At 41.8% G+C, this 17898-nt stretch carries 17 protein-coding genes; 16 read left to right on the top strand and 1 reads right to left on the bottom strand.

Annotated features, from left to right (window positions below):
* The 16 genes from GUA46_RS02630 to GUA46_RS02555 all read left to right on the top strand — a co-directional run bounded on the left by GUA46_RS02630 (position 1) and on the right by GUA46_RS02555 (position 17651).
* The gene (locus tag GUA46_RS02630; protein WP_176619182.1) at positions 1 to 1053 is read left to right on the top strand and encodes a VWA domain-containing protein; all 1053 of its coding nucleotides are present in this window, start codon (positions 1 to 3) and stop codon (positions 1051 to 1053) included.
* A complete protein-coding gene (locus GUA46_RS02625) occupies positions 1040 to 1933 on the top strand; it encodes a tetratricopeptide repeat protein (RefSeq protein WP_108245751.1) in 894 nt (297 codons plus the stop codon). The genes GUA46_RS02630 and GUA46_RS02625 overlap by 14 nt, the downstream gene beginning before the upstream one ends.
* Complete coding sequence (locus GUA46_RS02620; RefSeq protein ID WP_176619181.1) at positions 1933 to 3720, top strand: BatD family protein; 1788 nt, start codon at positions 1933 to 1935, stop codon at positions 3718 to 3720. The genes GUA46_RS02625 and GUA46_RS02620 overlap by 1 nt, the downstream gene beginning before the upstream one ends.
* Before the next feature lie 2 nt (positions 3721 to 3722).
* A complete protein-coding gene (locus tag GUA46_RS02615) occupies positions 3723 to 4481 on the top strand; it encodes an SH3 domain-containing protein (RefSeq protein WP_176619180.1) in 759 nt (252 codons plus the stop codon).
* Positions 4482 to 4539: 58 nt separating this feature from the next.
* Positions 4540 to 4848: a hypothetical protein gene (locus GUA46_RS02610; RefSeq protein ID WP_159075796.1), complete on the top strand. Its 309-nt coding sequence runs from the start codon at positions 4540 to 4542 to the stop codon at positions 4846 to 4848.
* 89 nt (positions 4849 to 4937) lie between these two features.
* Positions 4938 to 6521: a SulP family inorganic anion transporter gene (locus GUA46_RS02605; protein ID WP_108245747.1), complete on the top strand. Its 1584-nt coding sequence runs from the start codon at positions 4938 to 4940 to the stop codon at positions 6519 to 6521.
* Positions 6522 to 6531: 10 nt separating this feature from the next.
* Positions 6532 to 7158: a carbonic anhydrase family protein gene (locus GUA46_RS02600; RefSeq protein WP_108245746.1), complete on the top strand. Its 627-nt coding sequence runs from the start codon at positions 6532 to 6534 to the stop codon at positions 7156 to 7158.
* Positions 7159 to 7272: 114 nt separating this feature from the next.
* Complete coding sequence (locus tag GUA46_RS02595) at positions 7273 to 7965, top strand: hypothetical protein (RefSeq protein ID WP_108245945.1); 693 nt, start codon at positions 7273 to 7275, stop codon at positions 7963 to 7965.
* The gene (gene pheS / locus GUA46_RS02590) at positions 7958 to 8977 is read left to right on the top strand and encodes a phenylalanine--tRNA ligase subunit alpha (protein ID WP_108245745.1); all 1020 of its coding nucleotides are present in this window, start codon (positions 7958 to 7960) and stop codon (positions 8975 to 8977) included. Before GUA46_RS02595 ends, pheS begins: the two co-directional genes overlap by 8 nt.
* A 9-nt stretch (positions 8978 to 8986) precedes the next feature.
* On the top strand, positions 8987 to 9385 hold the full coding sequence (locus tag GUA46_RS02585; RefSeq protein WP_176619179.1) for a hypothetical protein: 399 nt from the start codon (positions 8987 to 8989) through the stop codon (positions 9383 to 9385).
* 103 nt (positions 9386 to 9488) lie between these two features.
* Positions 9489 to 9968 carry a GbsR/MarR family transcriptional regulator gene (locus GUA46_RS02580; RefSeq protein ID WP_108245743.1) on the top strand — a complete coding sequence of 160 codons (480 nt, stop codon included), beginning with the start codon at positions 9489 to 9491 and terminating at the stop codon, positions 9966 to 9968.
* Positions 9969 to 10008: 40 nt separating this feature from the next.
* Complete coding sequence (locus GUA46_RS02575; protein ID WP_229418415.1) at positions 10009 to 11088, top strand: efflux RND transporter periplasmic adaptor subunit; 1080 nt, start codon at positions 10009 to 10011, stop codon at positions 11086 to 11088.
* Positions 11089 to 11118: 30 nt separating this feature from the next.
* Positions 11119 to 14265, top strand: coding sequence for an efflux RND transporter permease subunit (locus tag GUA46_RS02570; RefSeq protein WP_176619177.1), 3147 nt, complete (start codon positions 11119 to 11121; stop codon positions 14263 to 14265).
* Positions 14266 to 14296: 31 nt separating this feature from the next.
* Positions 14297 to 15697: an efflux transporter outer membrane subunit gene (locus GUA46_RS02565; RefSeq protein ID WP_176619176.1), complete on the top strand. Its 1401-nt coding sequence runs from the start codon at positions 14297 to 14299 to the stop codon at positions 15695 to 15697.
* A 13-nt stretch (positions 15698 to 15710) separates the two neighbouring features.
* Complete coding sequence (locus GUA46_RS02560) at positions 15711 to 16313, top strand: TetR/AcrR family transcriptional regulator (RefSeq protein WP_159075795.1); 603 nt, start codon at positions 15711 to 15713, stop codon at positions 16311 to 16313.
* A gap of 138 nt (positions 16314 to 16451) precedes the next feature.
* Positions 16452 to 17651: a pyridoxal phosphate-dependent aminotransferase gene (locus GUA46_RS02555; protein WP_176619175.1), complete on the top strand. Its 1200-nt coding sequence runs from the start codon at positions 16452 to 16454 to the stop codon at positions 17649 to 17651.
* A gap of 13 nt (positions 17652 to 17664) precedes the next feature.
* On the opposite strand, the gene GUA46_RS02550 is transcribed toward GUA46_RS02555, so the two are convergent.
* Positions 17665 to 17883 carry a hypothetical protein gene (locus GUA46_RS02550; RefSeq protein ID WP_176619174.1) on the bottom strand — a complete coding sequence of 73 codons (219 nt, stop codon included), beginning with the start codon at positions 17881 to 17883 and terminating at the stop codon, positions 17665 to 17667.
* Positions 17884 to 17898 lie beyond the last annotated feature (15 nt).

Raw genomic sequence — 17898 nt, 5'->3', positions numbered from 1 at the left:
ATGATTCAGTTTGACGAAAAAATATATTTCTACCTCTTGGCCATAATACCGGTTATGGCCCTGGCGTTCTTTTTTCTTCAAATTTGGAAGAAAAAAACACAGAAGCGTTTTGCTGATTTAAAGCTATTGAGACGTTTGGCTCCAAATAAGTCAAACTTTAAATCCACACTTAAATTGGTGCTCTTATTAGCGGGTATTTCGTTTTTGGTTTTGGGACTGGTGAATCCAAAAATCGGCACAAAATTGGAAACCGTAAAACGTGAAGGAGTAGATATTGTATTCGCACTAGACGTTTCCAAAAGTATGCTGGCAGAGGACATTGCGCCTAACCGATTGGAAAAATCCAAACGCATTGTGTCGGAAATCATCAACCAATTGGCCAGCGACCGAATCGGTATCATTGCCTATGCTGGCCAGGCTTATCCTCAACTCCCCATCACTACGGACTACGGAGCGGCAAAAATGTTCTTACAGAGCATGAACACCGATATGTTGTCGTCACAAGGAACCGCCATCAACGCAGCTATAGATTTGGCCAGCACCTACTATGACGATTCCCAGCAAACGAACAGAGTACTTTTTATTGTTTCTGACGGAGAGGACCATTCCGAAAGTTCTACCATAAATGCTGTTGAAAAAGCTACACAAAATGGAATCCGCGTCTATACCATTGGGGTAGGTAGCACCAAGGGAGCTCCGATTCCCATCAAGCGAAACGGAATCGTGGAAAGCTTGAAAAAGGACAACAATGGAGAAGTGGTCATCACCAAACTGAACGAAAACGTATTGACAGAGATTGCCAGTCAGGGCAATGGCGAATATATTGATGGTTCCAATACGGAAAATGCCGTGGAATACATCAAAGAAGAACTAAACCGAATGGACAAAACGGAATTTGAAGCCAAACAGTTTGCCGAGTACAAAGACCAGTTTCAATGGTTTCTTGCCGCAGGTTTTTTATTTCTATTTTTGGACATCTTCGTTTTGGATAGAAAAACACAATGGTTGAAAAAACTGAATCTTTTTAATGAGCATGATGATGAACAAGATTAAGTTGATGTTTGGACTATTGCTATGTTTTGGCGCGGTCCAAGCCCAAGATGACATTACCGAAAAAGCCAACAGAGAAGCAGAAAAAGCATTGCAAGCTTCTAAAAACCTCACCTTTGAGGCCAATGAAGAGCTTACCTCAAATGATTTTGTAACGGCAGAGGCCGACTACAGGAAAGCCATATCCAAAAGCAATAAAAATGCCGTGGCAAGATTTAACCTAGGTAATGCTTATTATAACAGGGAAAGTTTTGGCGAAGCCTTTGGACGTTACAAGGAAGCCAGTGATACTGCCGAAGAAAAAGGAGAAAAGCACAAGGCATTCCACAACATGGGCAATGTGTTCATGAAACAAAAAGACTATAAACAAGCTGTTGAGGCATACAAACAGGCATTGCGAAAAAATCCCAACGACGACGAGACTCGTTATAATCTTGCTTTGGCCAAAAAAATGCTGGAAAAACAACAGGACGAGCAAAAGAACGACCAAAATCAGGACAACGAAGACAAAAAAGACGAAGAAAACGAGGACAAGGACAAAAACAAGGATCAGAACAACGAAGGGGGAGATAACGAGAAAAAGGACGAGGGCGAACAAAAAGAAGACGAAAACAAGGATAAAGGTGACCAAGGTGATAATGGTGAAAACAAGCCCGAAGAAAATAAAGAGGGCGAAGGCGATAAGAAAAAAGAGCAAGAGAAGAAACCTAATGAAGGTGACCAACCCAATGACAAACAACAACAGCCAAGGCCCAACCAACTTTCTGAACAGCAAATCCAGAATTTACTAGAGGCCATGCAAAACGAAGAGAAAAAAGTTCAGGAAAAAATGGAGGCCCGTAAAGTACGCGGAAAAAAGGTCAAAAACGAGAAGGACTGGTAATGAAACTGTTGAAGAGCAACATATTGCTTTTTTTGGGAATGTTCCTCCTTGTGGGGGTTCATTCGCATGCCCAAGATGAAACCGAAGGGGTAGAGTTCACAATGAACTTGAGCAAAGAGGAATTGGGAGTCAATGAGCGTCTGAGGGTAGATTTTACCATGAACAAGGATGGAGACAACTTTAAGCCACCACAATTTGAAGGATTCAATGTGGTTATGGGGCCATCACAATCTATCAGCTCATCTTGGATAAATGGCAAAAGAAGCTTTTCCAAGACCTATACCTATATTTTGGTCCCCACTGCAAGAGGCAGCTTTACGATCAATCAAGCGACCATAGAAATCGAAGGGCAAACCTACAAGACCACACCACAAAAAGTTGAGGTGACCGCAGCGGTGGACAAACCCAATTCTCAGAAAACCGTAGACGATGTTGCCGACGAAAACCTTCATCTGGTGGCAGAAGTATCCAAAGGCAACCCGTACATGAATGAAGCCGTTACGGTCATATATAAACTGTATGTGAGTCCTAACGTTAGTGTCACCAACTATCGACCATTGGACAACCCTACGTATAACAATTTTTGGAGCCAGGACATTCCTGTGACCAAGCATACTGCACAAAATGGCACCTATCAAGGCAAACCATACCGCTACGTGGTCTTAAAGCGTGTTGTGCTATATCCTCAAAAATCCGGTCAATTGAACATTGAACCGCTTTCCTTGGAAATATTTGTGGACGTTCCAACGAACCGTCGTGACTTTTTCGGCGGAAGGATTTACACCTCAACCAGCAAGACGGTATCCGCAGGAAGCAGAACCATCAATGTCAAACCATTGCCTGAAGCAGGAAAACCAGCAGGTTTTAGTGGTGCTGTTGGTGATTTCGACTTTTCGGTAACCACTAGCAAAACACAGTTGAACGCCTCGGAATCGCTACAGGCAAAGGTGGAGGTTTCTGGAAAGGGCAACCTAAAATTATTCCAACTCCCGGAACCCGAACTTCCCAGTTCATTGGAGGTCTACGATCCAGAGTATGAGGAATCCATAAATACGTACAGCTCTGGTATGGAGGGCAAAGTGTCCAACAATTATACTATTGTACCATCATTTAGGGGAAAATACCCCATACCCAGCATATCTTTCAGCTTTTTTAATCCGGGTACCGGCAAATACGAGACTATAAGTTCGGAAGAAATAAATATCGAGGTGGTAGAGGGACCAACAGCCAGTTCAGGAACTTTGGCCGGTCCATCATCCAACAAACAAGTGGTTGTTCCTACGGGAGATCAATTCCACTTTATCAATATAAATCCAAATCTAAGTGCCATAACGTCGGAACGATTCTTTGGCTCCAACCTGTTCTTCATTTTATTGTTTGCACCATTAGTATTGATTCCCATTGCCATTTTTACGTTTAAAAAACGAGAAGCAATAGCTAGCGATGTTGTGGGCAATAAAATCAAAAGAGCAAACAGATTGGCCAGAAAATATCTTTCAACGGCCAAAAAAGAACTCGGTAACAAAGAAGCCTTTTATGTGGCCTTGGAAAAGGGGCTTCATAATTATTTGAAAGCCAAATTGCATATTGAGACCTCTGAGTTCAGCAAGGATAAAATTACGAGCATCCTTTCTGAAAAAAATGTAAACAATTCGGACATCCAAGGCTTTATAAGTTTATTGACCAGTTGTGAAATGGCACGTTACAGTCCTTTCTCCAATGTACAGATGCAACAGGATTATGAAAAGGCGAGTGAGATAATCTCTAATTTGGACAAACAACTATGATCATGAAGAAGATTGCATTTTTGATATTTCTGCTTTCCTTCTCTTTTGGTTTTGCCCAAAACGAAGCGTTATTTAATAGAGCAACGGAACTGTATAATGATGCCGAATATGCTGCAGCTATAGATAATTACAAGGAAATTCTTGATAATGGCCAACATTCCGCTTCGTTATATTTCAATTTGGGGAATTGTTATTACAAACTCAATGCCATTGGGCCGAGTATTTACTACTACGAAAAAGCGCTGCTTTTGAGCCCCAATAACAAAGAAATCCGAAATAATTTAGCATTTGCGCAAAATATGAGGCTTGATGCTATAGAGGAAATGCCAAAAACGGAGATGTCAAGAATATACAATTCCGTTGTTGGAACGTTCACATCGGACCAATGGTCTTACCTGGCCATTGCACTTGTCTTTTTATTTGTGCTTGCGTACATGGCCTACTACTTCTTAAGGCCTGCTAACCAAAAGAGAGCAGCCTTTATTTTCAGTATGCTATCGCTTGTTCTCTGTTTGGTCTGTGTTTTATTGGCTTACCTTAACCACCAACAGAACAAGAACGACGACCCTGCTATTATATTTGCAAAAGAAGTCAACGTAAATGCAGAACCGAACGTAAACAGTAGTACAACTTTTACTCTTCACGAAGGAACCAAAGTGAACGTTTTGGACGAACTCGACGAATGGAGGAGGATTCGTATTGCAGATGGACAAACAGGTTGGTTACAGGTTGACAGTATCAAGAAAATAAAGGAGTTTTAGACAAAAAACCCCCTTTGCTTGCCCAGAATTCCTTATTTTAGATAAAATTGATGTTTTTGTGAAGACACTCCTGTTCCCTATTATATCATTGTTACTGATATTTGCCTTATCAGTATCCCCGATTGTTCCCTTGTTGGATAAAGAATTGGGCAAAACAATGATTATTGGTGCGGCAGAAGAGGAAAAGAGCAGTAAAACTATCACCATCAAAAAATTTGATGAGGCCGATACGTTCTATAAATACTTTTTTGAATCACATAATCAACACTTCTCACAGGATAGCTCTATGGGGTATCTTGGGTATATTTTCCCTTTTTCGGATTATACCGTAGAAATCTTGGACCCTCCCCCCAGAAATTTGGTGTAAACTTTAAACCTTAAGTTCTAAATCAAATTTTTAACCTTCTTCTATAAAAAACCTAACCAAAAAATAGAAGAGTAATCATACACATCATCATGTTCAAGTATATTAAAAATGACTTGCCTGCCAGTATAGTGGTCTTTTTTGTGGCACTCCCCCTTTGTTTGGGTATTGCTTTGGCCAGTGGCGCCCCGTTGTTCTCGGGACTTATTGCAGGTATTGTAGGCGGAATCGTCGTAGGGGCACTTAGTGGCTCACAAATTGGGGTAAGTGGTCCTGCTGCAGGACTTGCAGCTATAGTACTTACCGCTATTGGAACACTTGGCGGATATCAAAATTTTTTAGTGGCCGTGGTATTGGGCGGTATCATCCAACTTGTTTTCGGACTTTTGAAAGCAGGTATCATTGCCTATTATTTTCCATCATCTGTAATTAAAGGAATGCTTACAGGTATAGGTATCATAATAATCTTAAAACAAATCCCCCACTTTTTCGGCTATGATGCCGATCCAGAAGGCGACTGGGCATTTTTTCAGGTGGACGGTGAAAACACCTTTAGTGAGATCATCAACTCCATCAACTATATAAGTCCAGGGGCGACCTTAATCGCTGTAATTGGATTGGCCATCCTCTTATTATGGAGTACGGTATTGACAAAAAAATCAAAGATATTTGAATTGATTCAAGGGCCCGTTGTAGCAGTTGTGGCCGGTATCGTTTATTTTACTATTACCCAAGGAGACTCCACTTGGGGAATTTCTGCCGAGCATTTGGTAAAGGTTCCCGTGCCAGATAGCTTCGAGTCTTTTATGGGGTTTTTTAGTTTCCCCAACTTTTCCGCTATTTCCAACACGGATGTTTGGGTAACGGCCTTTACCATAGCCCTTGTTGCCAGTTTGGAGACCTTGCTTTGTGTAGAAGCTACGGACAAGTTAGATCCCGAAAAACGGACCACGCCAACAAATCGCGAGCTTATGGCTCAAGGAGTTGGTAACACCCTTTCCGGACTTATCGGCGGTCTCCCCGTTACACAAGTAATTGTTCGTAGCTCCGCAAACATTCAATCTGGTGGAAAAACAAAAGCGTCCGCAATCATTCACGGGTTTTTCCTATTGGGATCGGTAATTTTGATACCCAAGCTACTCAATATGATACCTTTGTCCGTTTTGGCGGCAATCCTATTTGTGGTGGGCTATAAACTTGCCAAACCAAGCCTTTTCAAGACAATGTACCAAGCAGGATGGAAACAGTTTATCCCTTTTGTGGTAACAGTTGTAGGAATCGTTTTTACCGATCTTTTGGTCGGAATTAGTTTGGGCCTAGGTGTTGGTATCGTCGTAGTCTTGATAAAAAGTTATCAAAACTCCCACTTTTTGCATATTGAGGACAGTGGTAACGGGTCCCATAAAATAAAGATGACCTTGGCGGAAGAAGTTACCTTTTTTAACAAAGGTGCCATTTTGAAAGAACTGGACAGTATTCCAGAAAATTCTTACCTAACTTTGGATGTTAGAAAAACACGTTATCTTGATAATGATATCGTAGAAATTCTAGAAGATTTTTCAAGCAAGGCGAAGAACAGAAACATTGATATTAAAATTATTTCGGAAAGAGGTGAAATCGAAAACCCTGAAAGCTATATCGAGTTTTTTAATCTAAGACCTAAAAAAACAGCATAAAAAAATAGAAATGAAAGCACATACAAAAGAAACACAAGCGACCATGTCGCCCAAAAAAGCTATTCAGTTTTTGAAGGAGGGCAATGAGCGTTTCCAACGAAATTTAAAGGCGAACAGAAACCTTTTGGAACAGGTAAACGATACCAAGGACGGCCAGTTTCCCTTTGCCACTATATTAAGCTGTATAGACTCTAGGGTGTCTGCGGAATTGGTTTTTGACCAAGGACTTGGTGATATTTTCAGCGTTAGGATTGCGGGAAACTTCATCAACCAAGACATTTTGGGGAGTATGGAGTTTGGATGCAAACTGGCAGGAACAAAGGCCATTGTGGTATTGGGCCATACCAGTTGCGGTGCGGTAAAAGGTGCCTGTGACCATGCCAGAATGGGCAATTTAACCAGTTTGATCAATAAAATTGAGCCTGCGGTTTATGCGGTAAAAGAGCCAAAAGATGAGGAACTCAGAAATTCGAAAAATCTGGATTTTGTGGATGCCGTTGCCATGAAAAATGTGGAGATGGCCTTGGAAAATATCAGAAACCAAAGTGTCATCTTAAAAGAAATGGAAGAAAAAGGTGAAATTGCCATAGTGGGTGCCATGTACGACATCTCCGATGGAAAGGTTACTTTTCTTTAATCCAATAACACTTCAAATATACAAGCCGATGGTTCCATCGGCTTTTTTTATGGAGGATATTTGGAGATGCTCGTAGCATTGCTGTATTTTACCACTTTTCTATTTAATTATAACATGATTCCAATAAAATTTCCTAATGATTCTGGACCCATCTATTTGGAAACTCTGGAAGGAAGGCTTCCCGTGGAACCTTTCAATACCTTTAGCAACCTAATCTTTTTGGTCTTGATCATGTATTGGGGCTTCAAAGTATATAAAAACCCGTCGCGACACCGATTTTTAGCTTGGGTACTTCCTGTTATTGGAATCAGTTATATAGGAGGAACCATCTATCATGCTACCCGAAGCCACGAATTTTGGCTTCGTTTGGATTGGATGCCGATAATGTTTCTTTGTGCCGCATTGGTGGTCTATTTTATTTTCAAGCTCGTTAAACCTTGGTGGCAAAGGCTTCTATGGATCATAATACTGCTTGGCGCTTCTTTTTTATTACGGATTCTTCGCCTGCCATCTGGGTTGAGAATTTCTTTGGGATACATCATTACAGCTACAACCATATTGGTACCCATCATCTGGTATTTGATCAAGACCAAAGGGAAAAATTTGGGCTTGGTGGTAACCGCCTTCATCATTTTTGGGGTTGCGATTTTCTTTCGGAGCATAGATCTACATCAAAACTTCTTTCCTATGGGGACCCATTGGCTTTGGCATCTTTTGGGTGGTATTGCAGTTCATTTTTTAATTACCTACATATTCAAGGACAATTTGCTAAATTTGTCCGCCAATAGCCAAAGTAGTCATGATTGATACCATAAAGGAACATATTGCCGAAGTTGAAAAGTTCACTTCGACATCCAAAGAAGAAATAGAGGCTTTCCGAATCAAATATTTGGGGAAAAAAGGTCTATTGAACGGTTTCTTTGCCGAATTCAAAAATGTTCCCAACGAGCAGAAAAAGGAGTTTGGACAAGTAATCAATCAATTAAAAACCACGGCTACTGAAAAAGTCAATGCGTTAAAGGATGCATTAGAGAGCCAAGCAGAATCCGCCGGAAAATATGGTGATTTGACCCGTCCCGGTGAGCCGGTCGAAATAGGGGCTCGACACCCTATCAGTATTGTTAAGAACCAAATCATCGATATTTTTTCTAGAATTGGTTTTAATGTTTCTGAAGGACCAGAGGTTGAAGATGACTGGCACAATTTTACAGCTTTGAATCTTCCCGAGTATCACCCGGCAAGGGATATGCAGGATACCTTTTTTATTCAAACAGACCCAGATATTTTGTTGCGTACGCACACCTCATCGGTTCAGGTACGATATATGGAGGCCAATAAACCGCCCATTAGGACCATTTCTCCCGGACGTGTGTATAGGAACGAGGCCATTTCCGCCCGCTCGCATTGCTTTTTTCATCAGGTAGAGGGATTGTACGTAGATAAAAACGTGTCCTTTGCGGATTTGAAGCAGACTTTGCAATATTTTACTTCGGAAATGTTCGGTAAGTCTAAAATAAGACTGCGTCCATCCTACTTTCCCTTCACAGAGCCAAGTGCCGAAGTTGATGTGTACTGGGGACTTGAAACTGAAACCGATTACCGTATGACCAAAGGCACCGGATGGTTGGAAATTATGGGCTGTGGCATGGTGGATCCTAACGTTCTAAAGAATTGTGGAATAGACCCTGAAGTATATTCGGGGTTTGCTTTTGGTATGGGAATAGACCGTATTGCTTTACTGCTTCACCAAATTTCCGATATTCGATTGCTCAGCGAAAATGATGTCCGCTTTTTGGAACAGTTCAAAAGCGCACTGTAAACCCAAGTCATGAAAAAGGATATTGAAATTCCTGTAGCCAAGGATGTCCACGTTTTGGTCATCAGGGAGTGGAACGATGAATTTCTATCCAAAGAATGGAACGTGTACCTGATCAATAACCGGTCGGATGCCATTGAAATGACCATTGTAGTTTCCAAAGGTTTTGACGGAGACAAGAAAACATCCACCATGCGTCACGGTATTGGGATCGTGGAAGCAAAGTCCTTCAAAAAAATTGAGTTTCTACAAGAAGAGTTGCTAGCCCTCAATAATGAGTTCTTTGTTACCTTTTTTGCCGAGAACAAACTCTTTGAAAAAAGATTCCTGTTTCCCAAAAACTCCATAACGGAAAACAGTCTTACCGCCATTCCCATGATAGAAAAAGATGGGATTCTTCCTGAAGGTTGATTTATCAAATAAAATCAAGATTTAACTTTTAACAAACATTTAGGTTCATTTAGTTCGGTTGGTTCCGAACCAATTGTAAATTTGCGCCTTCAAAATCCATTTTATGGAAAAATCGAAGGAAGAAATTGTAGAGACTATTGGTCTCCACTTAGAAGAGGAACATAATCTACCTCCTTTAGCCGCTCGAATTTATGCCGTCTTAATTTTAACCGATAAGGACGGGCTTACATTTGATAGTTGTTTGGACAGGCTCAATGCCAGTAAAAGCTCTATATCGACATCTCTCAATCTTTTAGTGAATATGGGGCTCTTATCCTATTTCACAAAGCCCGGTGATCGAAAGCGGTATTTTAAAACTGCGAAGAAGAAAACTTTCTTTTTATCCAAACTTCAGGAAAATTTAAAACGTATTGAACGTGAGAAGCACATTATCACTTTGGTAATGGGTTATCACGAAAAATACTGTCCTAAAAAATTTGAAGAAGGACAGATTCGTACCAGAGTATATCTGGACTACGTAAACGAATCCGAAAAAACCTTGAAAAAATCAATCAAGAAACTCGAATCAATTTTAAATGAGTAGTCACTCCAACAACCAAAAAAGTAGCAAAGTAATTTCGTACATGAAAACAATCAAATCAATCTTAGCATCATCAAGTGTACTTTTATTCATAGCCTGTGGGGGTAAAAATCAGCAACAACAGGCCCCTGCACAGCAAGCACCGTCGCTAAAAGTAAGCACTTTGGAAAAGCAGGATATAACGCTTTTCGATTCCTATTCCACAAATATCCAAGGTGTCCAAAACGTTGAGATCTGGCCGAAAGTCTCTGGTTTTGTTCAGCATATTTATGTAGAAGAAGGCCAAAAAGTAACCAAGGGCCAGTTATTGTTCAAATTGGAGACACAAACTTTGTCACAAGACGCAGAAGCGGCAAAAGCTGCCGTAAATGTCGCTCAGGTTGAAGTGGACAAATTGGTTCCATTGGTAGAGAAGAACATTATCAGCGAGGTACAACTGGAAACGGCAAAAGCCCAATTGCAACAAGCAAAAAGCAATTATAGCAGTATTGCCGCAAACATTGGCTATTCCAATATTGTTAGCCCTGTAAACGGTTACATTGGCGAAATACCCTATAAAGTTGGTGCCTTGGTAAGTAGTACCATGGGAAATCCATTGACTGTGGTGTCCGATATCAGTGGCATACGCGCCTATTTCTCCATGAATGAAAAACAGCTCCTAAAAATGAAGAGCCAAATGACAGGCAATGGGTCTACAGCTTCTTCGGAAAACGCACCAGAAGTTGAATTGGAGATGATCAATGGCGAGACATACCCTCAGAAAGGGAAAATTGCGATGGTGAACAATATCATCAACCCAACTACCGGAAGCGTGACGTTAAGGGCCGATTTTGACAATCCGAACCTCTTGTTGAGTTCGGGTAGTACAGGTACCATAAAAGTTCCTTCCACTTATGAGGATGTATTTGTTATCCCTCAATTTGCCACTGTTGATCTTCAGGGTACCAAAATGGTGTACATAGTGAACGATGATAATACGGTAAAAACGGTTCCATTGACCATTACGGCGCAGACCAATAAAGAGTTCATCGTGAAAAATGGATTGGAAAATGGAAGTACCATCGTTACCGAGGGCGTATCCAAACTTAAAGATGGTCAGACCATCAATCCCGTAAAACAATAATTACCATCAATCATATAGAACAAGATATTTATGTTCCAAAAATTTATAGATAGACCCGTACTCTCTACGGTAATATCCGTTATCATAGTGATATTGGGTATCCTTGGTCTTACGACTTTGCCCGTAGAACAATATCCAGAGATTGCTCCACCGACCGTTCAGGTTACCGCCAACTATACTGGTGCGAACGCCGAAACGGTACTTAAGAGTGTCGTTATTCCGCTGGAAGAGCAAATAAATGGTGTGGAGGGAATGACCTACATGACTTCATCCGCGAGTAACGACGGTGCTGCCAACATCAGTGTGTTCTTTGAACTTGGTGTTGACCCGGATATTGCCGCGGTAAACGTACAGAACCGTGTGGCAAGGGCAAATAGCTTATTGCCGCAAGAGGTAATCAATACCGGTGTTACCACCCAGAAAGCACAGAACAGTGCCTTGTTGTTCTTCTCTATTTTTTCTGAAAATGAGGACTACGACGCCACTTTTGTGGAAAACTACGCCAAGATCAACTTGGTCCCCCAATTGCAAAGGATCAAAGGTGTAGGTAACGTAAACGTATTCGGTTCCAAGGATTATTCCATGCGTATCTGGATTTCCCCTGATAAAATGGCCGCTTATAACTTGGTGCCGGCTGATATCCAAGCTGCTTTAAGGGAACAAAACACCGAAGCTGCTACGGGGAAAATCGGAGAAAATGCCGATGGTATTTTTGAATATGTGATGAAGTACAAAGGGCGATTGTCCGATGTCGCCGAGTATGAAAACATCATTCTTAGAACCACGGATGATGGCGGATTCCTTCGTTTAAAAGATGTAGCCGAAATTGAGCTGGGCGCATTGAGCTATGTTAGAAAAAACTCTGGTATGGGAAACCCCGGTGTTGCCGTGGGGGTGTACCAAACCTCTGGTTCCAATGCAAAGGAGATCATCGACGAGATCGAGAACATCCTGGAAACTTCCAAAGCGGATTTTCCAAAGGGGATGGATTATGTAATCCCGTTTAACTCCAAGGATTTCTTGGATGCATCGATAGATCACGTGGTCCAAACCTTAATAGAGGCCTTTATTCTTGTATTTATTGTGGTATTCCTGTTTCTCCAAGACTTTAGGTCCACATTGATTCCGGCCATTGCAGTTCCCGTGGCCATTGTGGGTACGTTCTTCTTCCTGCAATTATTCGGATATTCCATCAATATGTTGACCCTTTTCGCCATGATCTTGGCAATCGGTATTGTGGTGGATGATGCTATTGTTGTAGTTGAAGCGGTGCACGCCAAACTTGAAGAAGGGGCTGATTCGGCCAAAACGGCGACCAAAAGTGCGATGAGCGAAATTTCGGGAGCCATTATATCCATCACCTTGGTAATGTCCGCGGTATTTATCCCCGTGTCCTTTATTCAAGGGTCTTCGGGTGTATTCTACCAACAGTTCGGTATCACCTTGGCCGTGGCAATCTTAATATCGGCCATCAACGCCTTAACCTTGAGTCCGGCATTGGCAGCCTTGTTCTTAAAGCCGCATGACCATGAAAAGGGTAAAAAATCCAATTTCTTGAACAGGTTTTTTAACGCCTTCAACGTTGGGTTCACGGCAATGACCAATAAATATACCAATTCCATAGGGACATTGGTGAAACGTAAATGGGTAACTCTTGCTCTTTTAGTGGGCTTTAGTATTTTGGCCATCTTCTTGTTTCGATCAACACCATCCGGTTTCGTTCCCGATGAAGACCGTGGAATGATCTTTGCCAATGTGAGCATGCCTCCTGGAACAACAATAGAAAAGACAGAAGAAACTATCATGAAATTGGACTCCATTTACGAGTCCATGGACGTGATCGATGCACGGATGAGTGTGGCCGGTTTCAGTTTGTTGAACCGCGTGAGTGCAGGTTCGTATGCATTCTCCATTATGAAATTGAAAGATTGGAGCGAGAGGGATGCGGATTCACTATCGGTGAACGCCACCATGCAACGTTTGTACGCTACCACGGCAGGCTTCAATGATGCCGAGATTATTTATTTTACACCTCCGAGTATACAAGGTTTCGGTACAAGTTCCGGATTCGAGGTACAGTTGCAGAGTAAGACCGGCGAAGATTGGAACTCCATCAACGATGTAAAAAATCAGTTTTTGGGAGCCCTTAATGCCAGGCCCGAAGTCCAATATGCAATTTCACAGTTCGACCCAGGATTCCCACAGTTCGATTTGGACATCGATATGGAGAAAGTGAAAATGGCAGGGCTTACGGCAACCGATATTTTCAACGCGCTACAAGGCTATTTTGGTGGAATCTACGCTACGGACTTTAACAGGTTTGGTAAACAATACCGTGTAATGATACAGGCCAAACCGGAAGATAGGGCCAATGAAAATTCGTTGAACCACATTTTTGTGAGAAACGGCAATGGTGAATCGGTTGCAGTAAGTCAATTTGTGGATCTTAAAAAAATATATGGTCCAGAAGTGGTACAGCGATTCAACTTGTTGAGTTCTGTGAGCATTACAGGTGTTCCAAATCCAGGTTACAGTACCGGTGATGCCATTGCGGCCATCGAGGAGGTTGCCGCCCAGGTACTTCCGAATTCATATACCTACGATTATTCTGGATTGACAAGGGAAGAGAGCAATGCGGGTTCGCAGACCATCATCATCTTTATCTTGAGTTTGATATTCGTCTATTTCCTGTTGAGTGCTCAATATGAAAGTTACATTTTACCACTTTCCATATTATTATCGTTGCCATTTGGTATTGCGGGAGCTATCCTGTTCATAAATCTGGCCGGGTTGCAAAACAACATCTACTTCCAGATTGCATTGATCATGTTGATAGGTCTCTTGGCCAAAAACGCAATTCTGATCGTGGAATTTGCACTTCAACGTAGAAAAGCAGGTCTATCATTGTTCGATGCCGCTGCGGATGGGGCACGAGCAAGACTCCGTCCCATTTTAATGACATCCTTCGCATTCATTTTCGGTCTGTTGCCATTGGCCCTATCATCTGGTATTGGTGCTATCGGAAACCAATCTATTGGTGTGAGCGCCGTTGGAGGAATGCTAGTGGGTACCATTTTGGGTGTGTTCATCATACCAGTGCTCTTTGTAGTGTTCCAGGCACTTCAGGAAAAAATATCAGGTAAGCCGGAAGAACTTCAAAATGTAAACAATGCCTAATTATCCTTTGATCGAACAAAGTATATCAACCATGAAAATAAAATCCACATATAAACTGCTCTTGGTAATTTCGGCGCCCCTTTTATTGCAATCATGCTTTGTGGCCAAGAATTATTCAAGACCGGAAATAGAAACCGAGAATCTCTATCGAACAGATAATTTGCCACAGGACAGCATTTCCATGGCAGATGTATCTTGGCGGGACCTTTTTAATGATGAACAATTAAAATCATATATAGAACAAGGTCTCGAAAACAACATCGATATTAGAATAGCCCTACAGAACGTAGTAGCTGCAGAAGCCTACGTAAAACAGGGTAAGGCTGGATATTACCCTACCCTTTCCGGAACGGCCAGCTTTACAAGGACCAAAAACTCGGAAAACAGTCAGTTTGGTAGTTTTTTTACACGTCCGTTGGAACAATATGAGTTATCCGGTAACCTTTCTTGGGAAGCCGATATTTGGGGCAAGATCAGGAGCAATAAAAGAGCCTTTAGCGCCTCCTATCTGCAGAGTGTATCAGCGCACCAAGCAGTTAAAACCAACTTGATTGCCAGTATTGCCGCGACCTACTATCAATTATTGGCCCTAGACAAACAACTGGAGGTTGCCAAGCAAACCTTGGAGGCCAGAAAAAATAGTTTGGAGACCACAGTAGCGTTAAAAGATGCAGGGCAGGTGACCGAGGTGGCCGTAAAGCAGACCGAGGCACAGGTACATACCACCGAAATTATTGTAATAGACCTTGAGAACAACATCAAACTGCTCGAAAACGCCTTTAGTATCCTGCTGGGCGAGGCGCCGCAAAAAATCCAACGTGGCAAATTGGACGACCAAAGCATTGAAACTGAGTTGAGTACAGGCGTTCCTTATTTACTTCTTGCAAACCGGCCAGATGTAATGCAGGCAGAATATGGCCTAATCAATGCTTTTGAATTGACCAACGTTGCCAAAAGTAGTCTCTATCCTTCCTTGAGCCTTTCCGCAACAGGTGGCTTTCAGAGCCTCGAATTTGACAACTGGTTAGATGCCAGCTCACTCTTTTCGACTTTGGTCGGCTCGCTGACCCAACCTATTTTCAATGGCAGACGATTAAGAACGCAAATGGAAGTAGCCAAGGCACAGCAGGAACAGGCACTGTTAAATTACAAACAAGCTTTGCTCACCGCTGGCAGAGAGGTTAGCGATGCCCTCTACACCTATGAAGCAGAAACCGAAAAATTGGAGGCACGCTCCAAGGAACTCGATGCATACGCCACAGCGGAGGAATATTCCGAAGAACTGCTGAACAATGGTCTGGCCAATTATTTGGAAGTATTGACCGCACGTCAAAATGCATTGAACTCCGAGCTTAACTTGGTAGACTCACAATATTTACGATTGAGTGCCATTGTGGAACTGTACAGGGCTCTAGGAGGGGGCTGGAAATAAAATTTTTTGCTCTGTGGGGGATAAAAAGAACATATTGGTCTATGCCATCAAGAACTTCACCAAATTTGGAAGCAAGCGCTTCTCCATGGATGAACTGGCCAAAAGCCTTGGTATTTCAAAAAAGACCCTTTACAAGCATTTTAACAGCAAAGAAAAACTGGTCAAGGAGAGTCTTCAATATTACTTGGATAATATTAGGGCCAATGTAGATAATTATATACTTGAAAACCCTAATGAAGAAAAGCCACTTACCACAATAATCTTTATATACAAGCAAGGGTTGATCACATTTCAGGAGATCAACCCTGCTTTTTTATACGGGCTCCATAAATACTATCCGGAGGCCTATGAAATATATTCCCAGTTAAAAAAAGATATTGTTTGGGATATTGTTTGCCCGCTATTACAAAAAGCACAACGATTGGGACAAGTAAGAAAAAATGTAAACGTCCAATTGGTCTGTACACTTTTTTTGTCCCGGATGGAAGAGACCGTCTATTCAAAACCAAATTTATTTGATGAATACAGCATTCATGAATTGTTGGAGCACATTATTATCAACAATCTAAGGGGCATACTTACGTTGGAATATCTGCAAAAAAGCCCCCTTCAGTAGTCTTCAGACTGTCAAATCCTTAAATAACACTTCAGAATTTTAACATATTCGTTCTCAAATAGCTGATTTTTATGTTTTTAGCATTGATTTTAACAACATCATCGTCTAATTTTAAATTCTTCTAAAAACTAAAAACCAATGGGAACTACAACTAACATCAACAGACGTGATTGGATAAGAAAAAGTATGCTCACTGCCGGCGGGGCAATGGCACTGCCCTATATTGGATTGGCAGAGACACCAAAAGCACCTTTGACCCTCGATGCAGAGGGCAACGCAATCTACAGTCCTTTCTTTAAAGAGTATTTACCAAAACCCGAAGCGGCCCTTCCAGAACTTGCGGCCAAATTGAATGCCAACGAAAATCCTTATGGGCCTTCTCCAATGGCCCTGGAAGCTTTTAAAAATTCGGCCTCGGGAGGTAACCGATATGCTTGGAAAGAATTATATCAGCTTGTTGACAAGATTGCCGATTTTGAAGGAGTAGAGAGCAAAAACGTTATGATGGGGCCAGGCTCCTCCGACCTTTTGGAAAAAACGGCCATGGTTTTCTTTATGAACGGAGGAAACGTGGTATCCGCTGACCCTGCCTATATGTCTCTTATCCGCGTTGCGGAATCTGTTGGAGCCACTTGGAAACCAGTTCCGTTGAAAGACGATTGGTCGCACGACCTTGATGCAATGGAGGACGCCATTGATGATGACACCAAGTTAGTTTACATCTGTAACCCGAACAACCCAACGGGCTCTATGACAGACCATGATAAATTGGTCGATTTTTGTTCAAGAGTATCTGAAAAGGTGCCCGTTTTTGTTGATGAAGCTTACCTGTGGTTCTTGGAAGATGGTGCCAAAAAGAGTATGGTATCCTTGGTAAACGAAGGTAAAGATGTGATCATCGCCAGAACTTTCTCAAAAATACACGGTATGGCCGGTTTACGTGTGGGGTATGCCGTTGCATTGGAAGAAACCCTCGGCAGAATACAAAAAATTACCCGTGGAGGAATGGGTATTTCCCTTCCTTCCGTATATGCCGCCATAGCTGCAATGGACGATGACGCATTTATAGAGAAGTCCCGTAGCCTTAATGCCGAATGTAGGGAATATGTCTACAAGAGTTTAGATCAGTTGGGCATTACCTCTTATGTTCCTTCCTCGACCAGTTTTATCATTTTCCCGATTGAAATGGAAGGACAAGCATTCTTGGAACAAATGACAGAGTTGAAGGTGGGTGTTCGTGCTTTCCAGTTTATGGACCAAAATTGGTGCCGTGTAAGTATGGGAACCATGGACGAAATGAAAACATTTACCGCCGCACTCAATAAAGTGTTGGTATAGTGGATATAGGCATTCAAAAAACTATTGTATTTCTTTTTTTCATCTTCATTGGAGTACTGCTTAAAGTAAAGTTTAAATCCAAAGAGGAGATTTCTGGAATAAAAAAAATAATTCTAAACCTTGCCCTTCCAGCAACCATTTTTATTGCGTTGTTGGGGGTTAAGGTAGAGTTACATCTATTAATATTGCCTTTATTGGCTCTTGGGCTTAACCTATTGTTGTTTTTTTCCATGCCCGTTATTTTGCC

Source organism: Flagellimonas chongwuensis, assembly GCF_013376415.1.
Taxonomy (GTDB): Bacteria; Bacteroidota; Bacteroidia; order Flavobacteriales; family Flavobacteriaceae; genus Flagellimonas; species Flagellimonas chongwuensis.
Note: the sequence above shows the minus strand (reverse complement) of the source record. Positions and strands in the feature narration are given on the sequence as shown.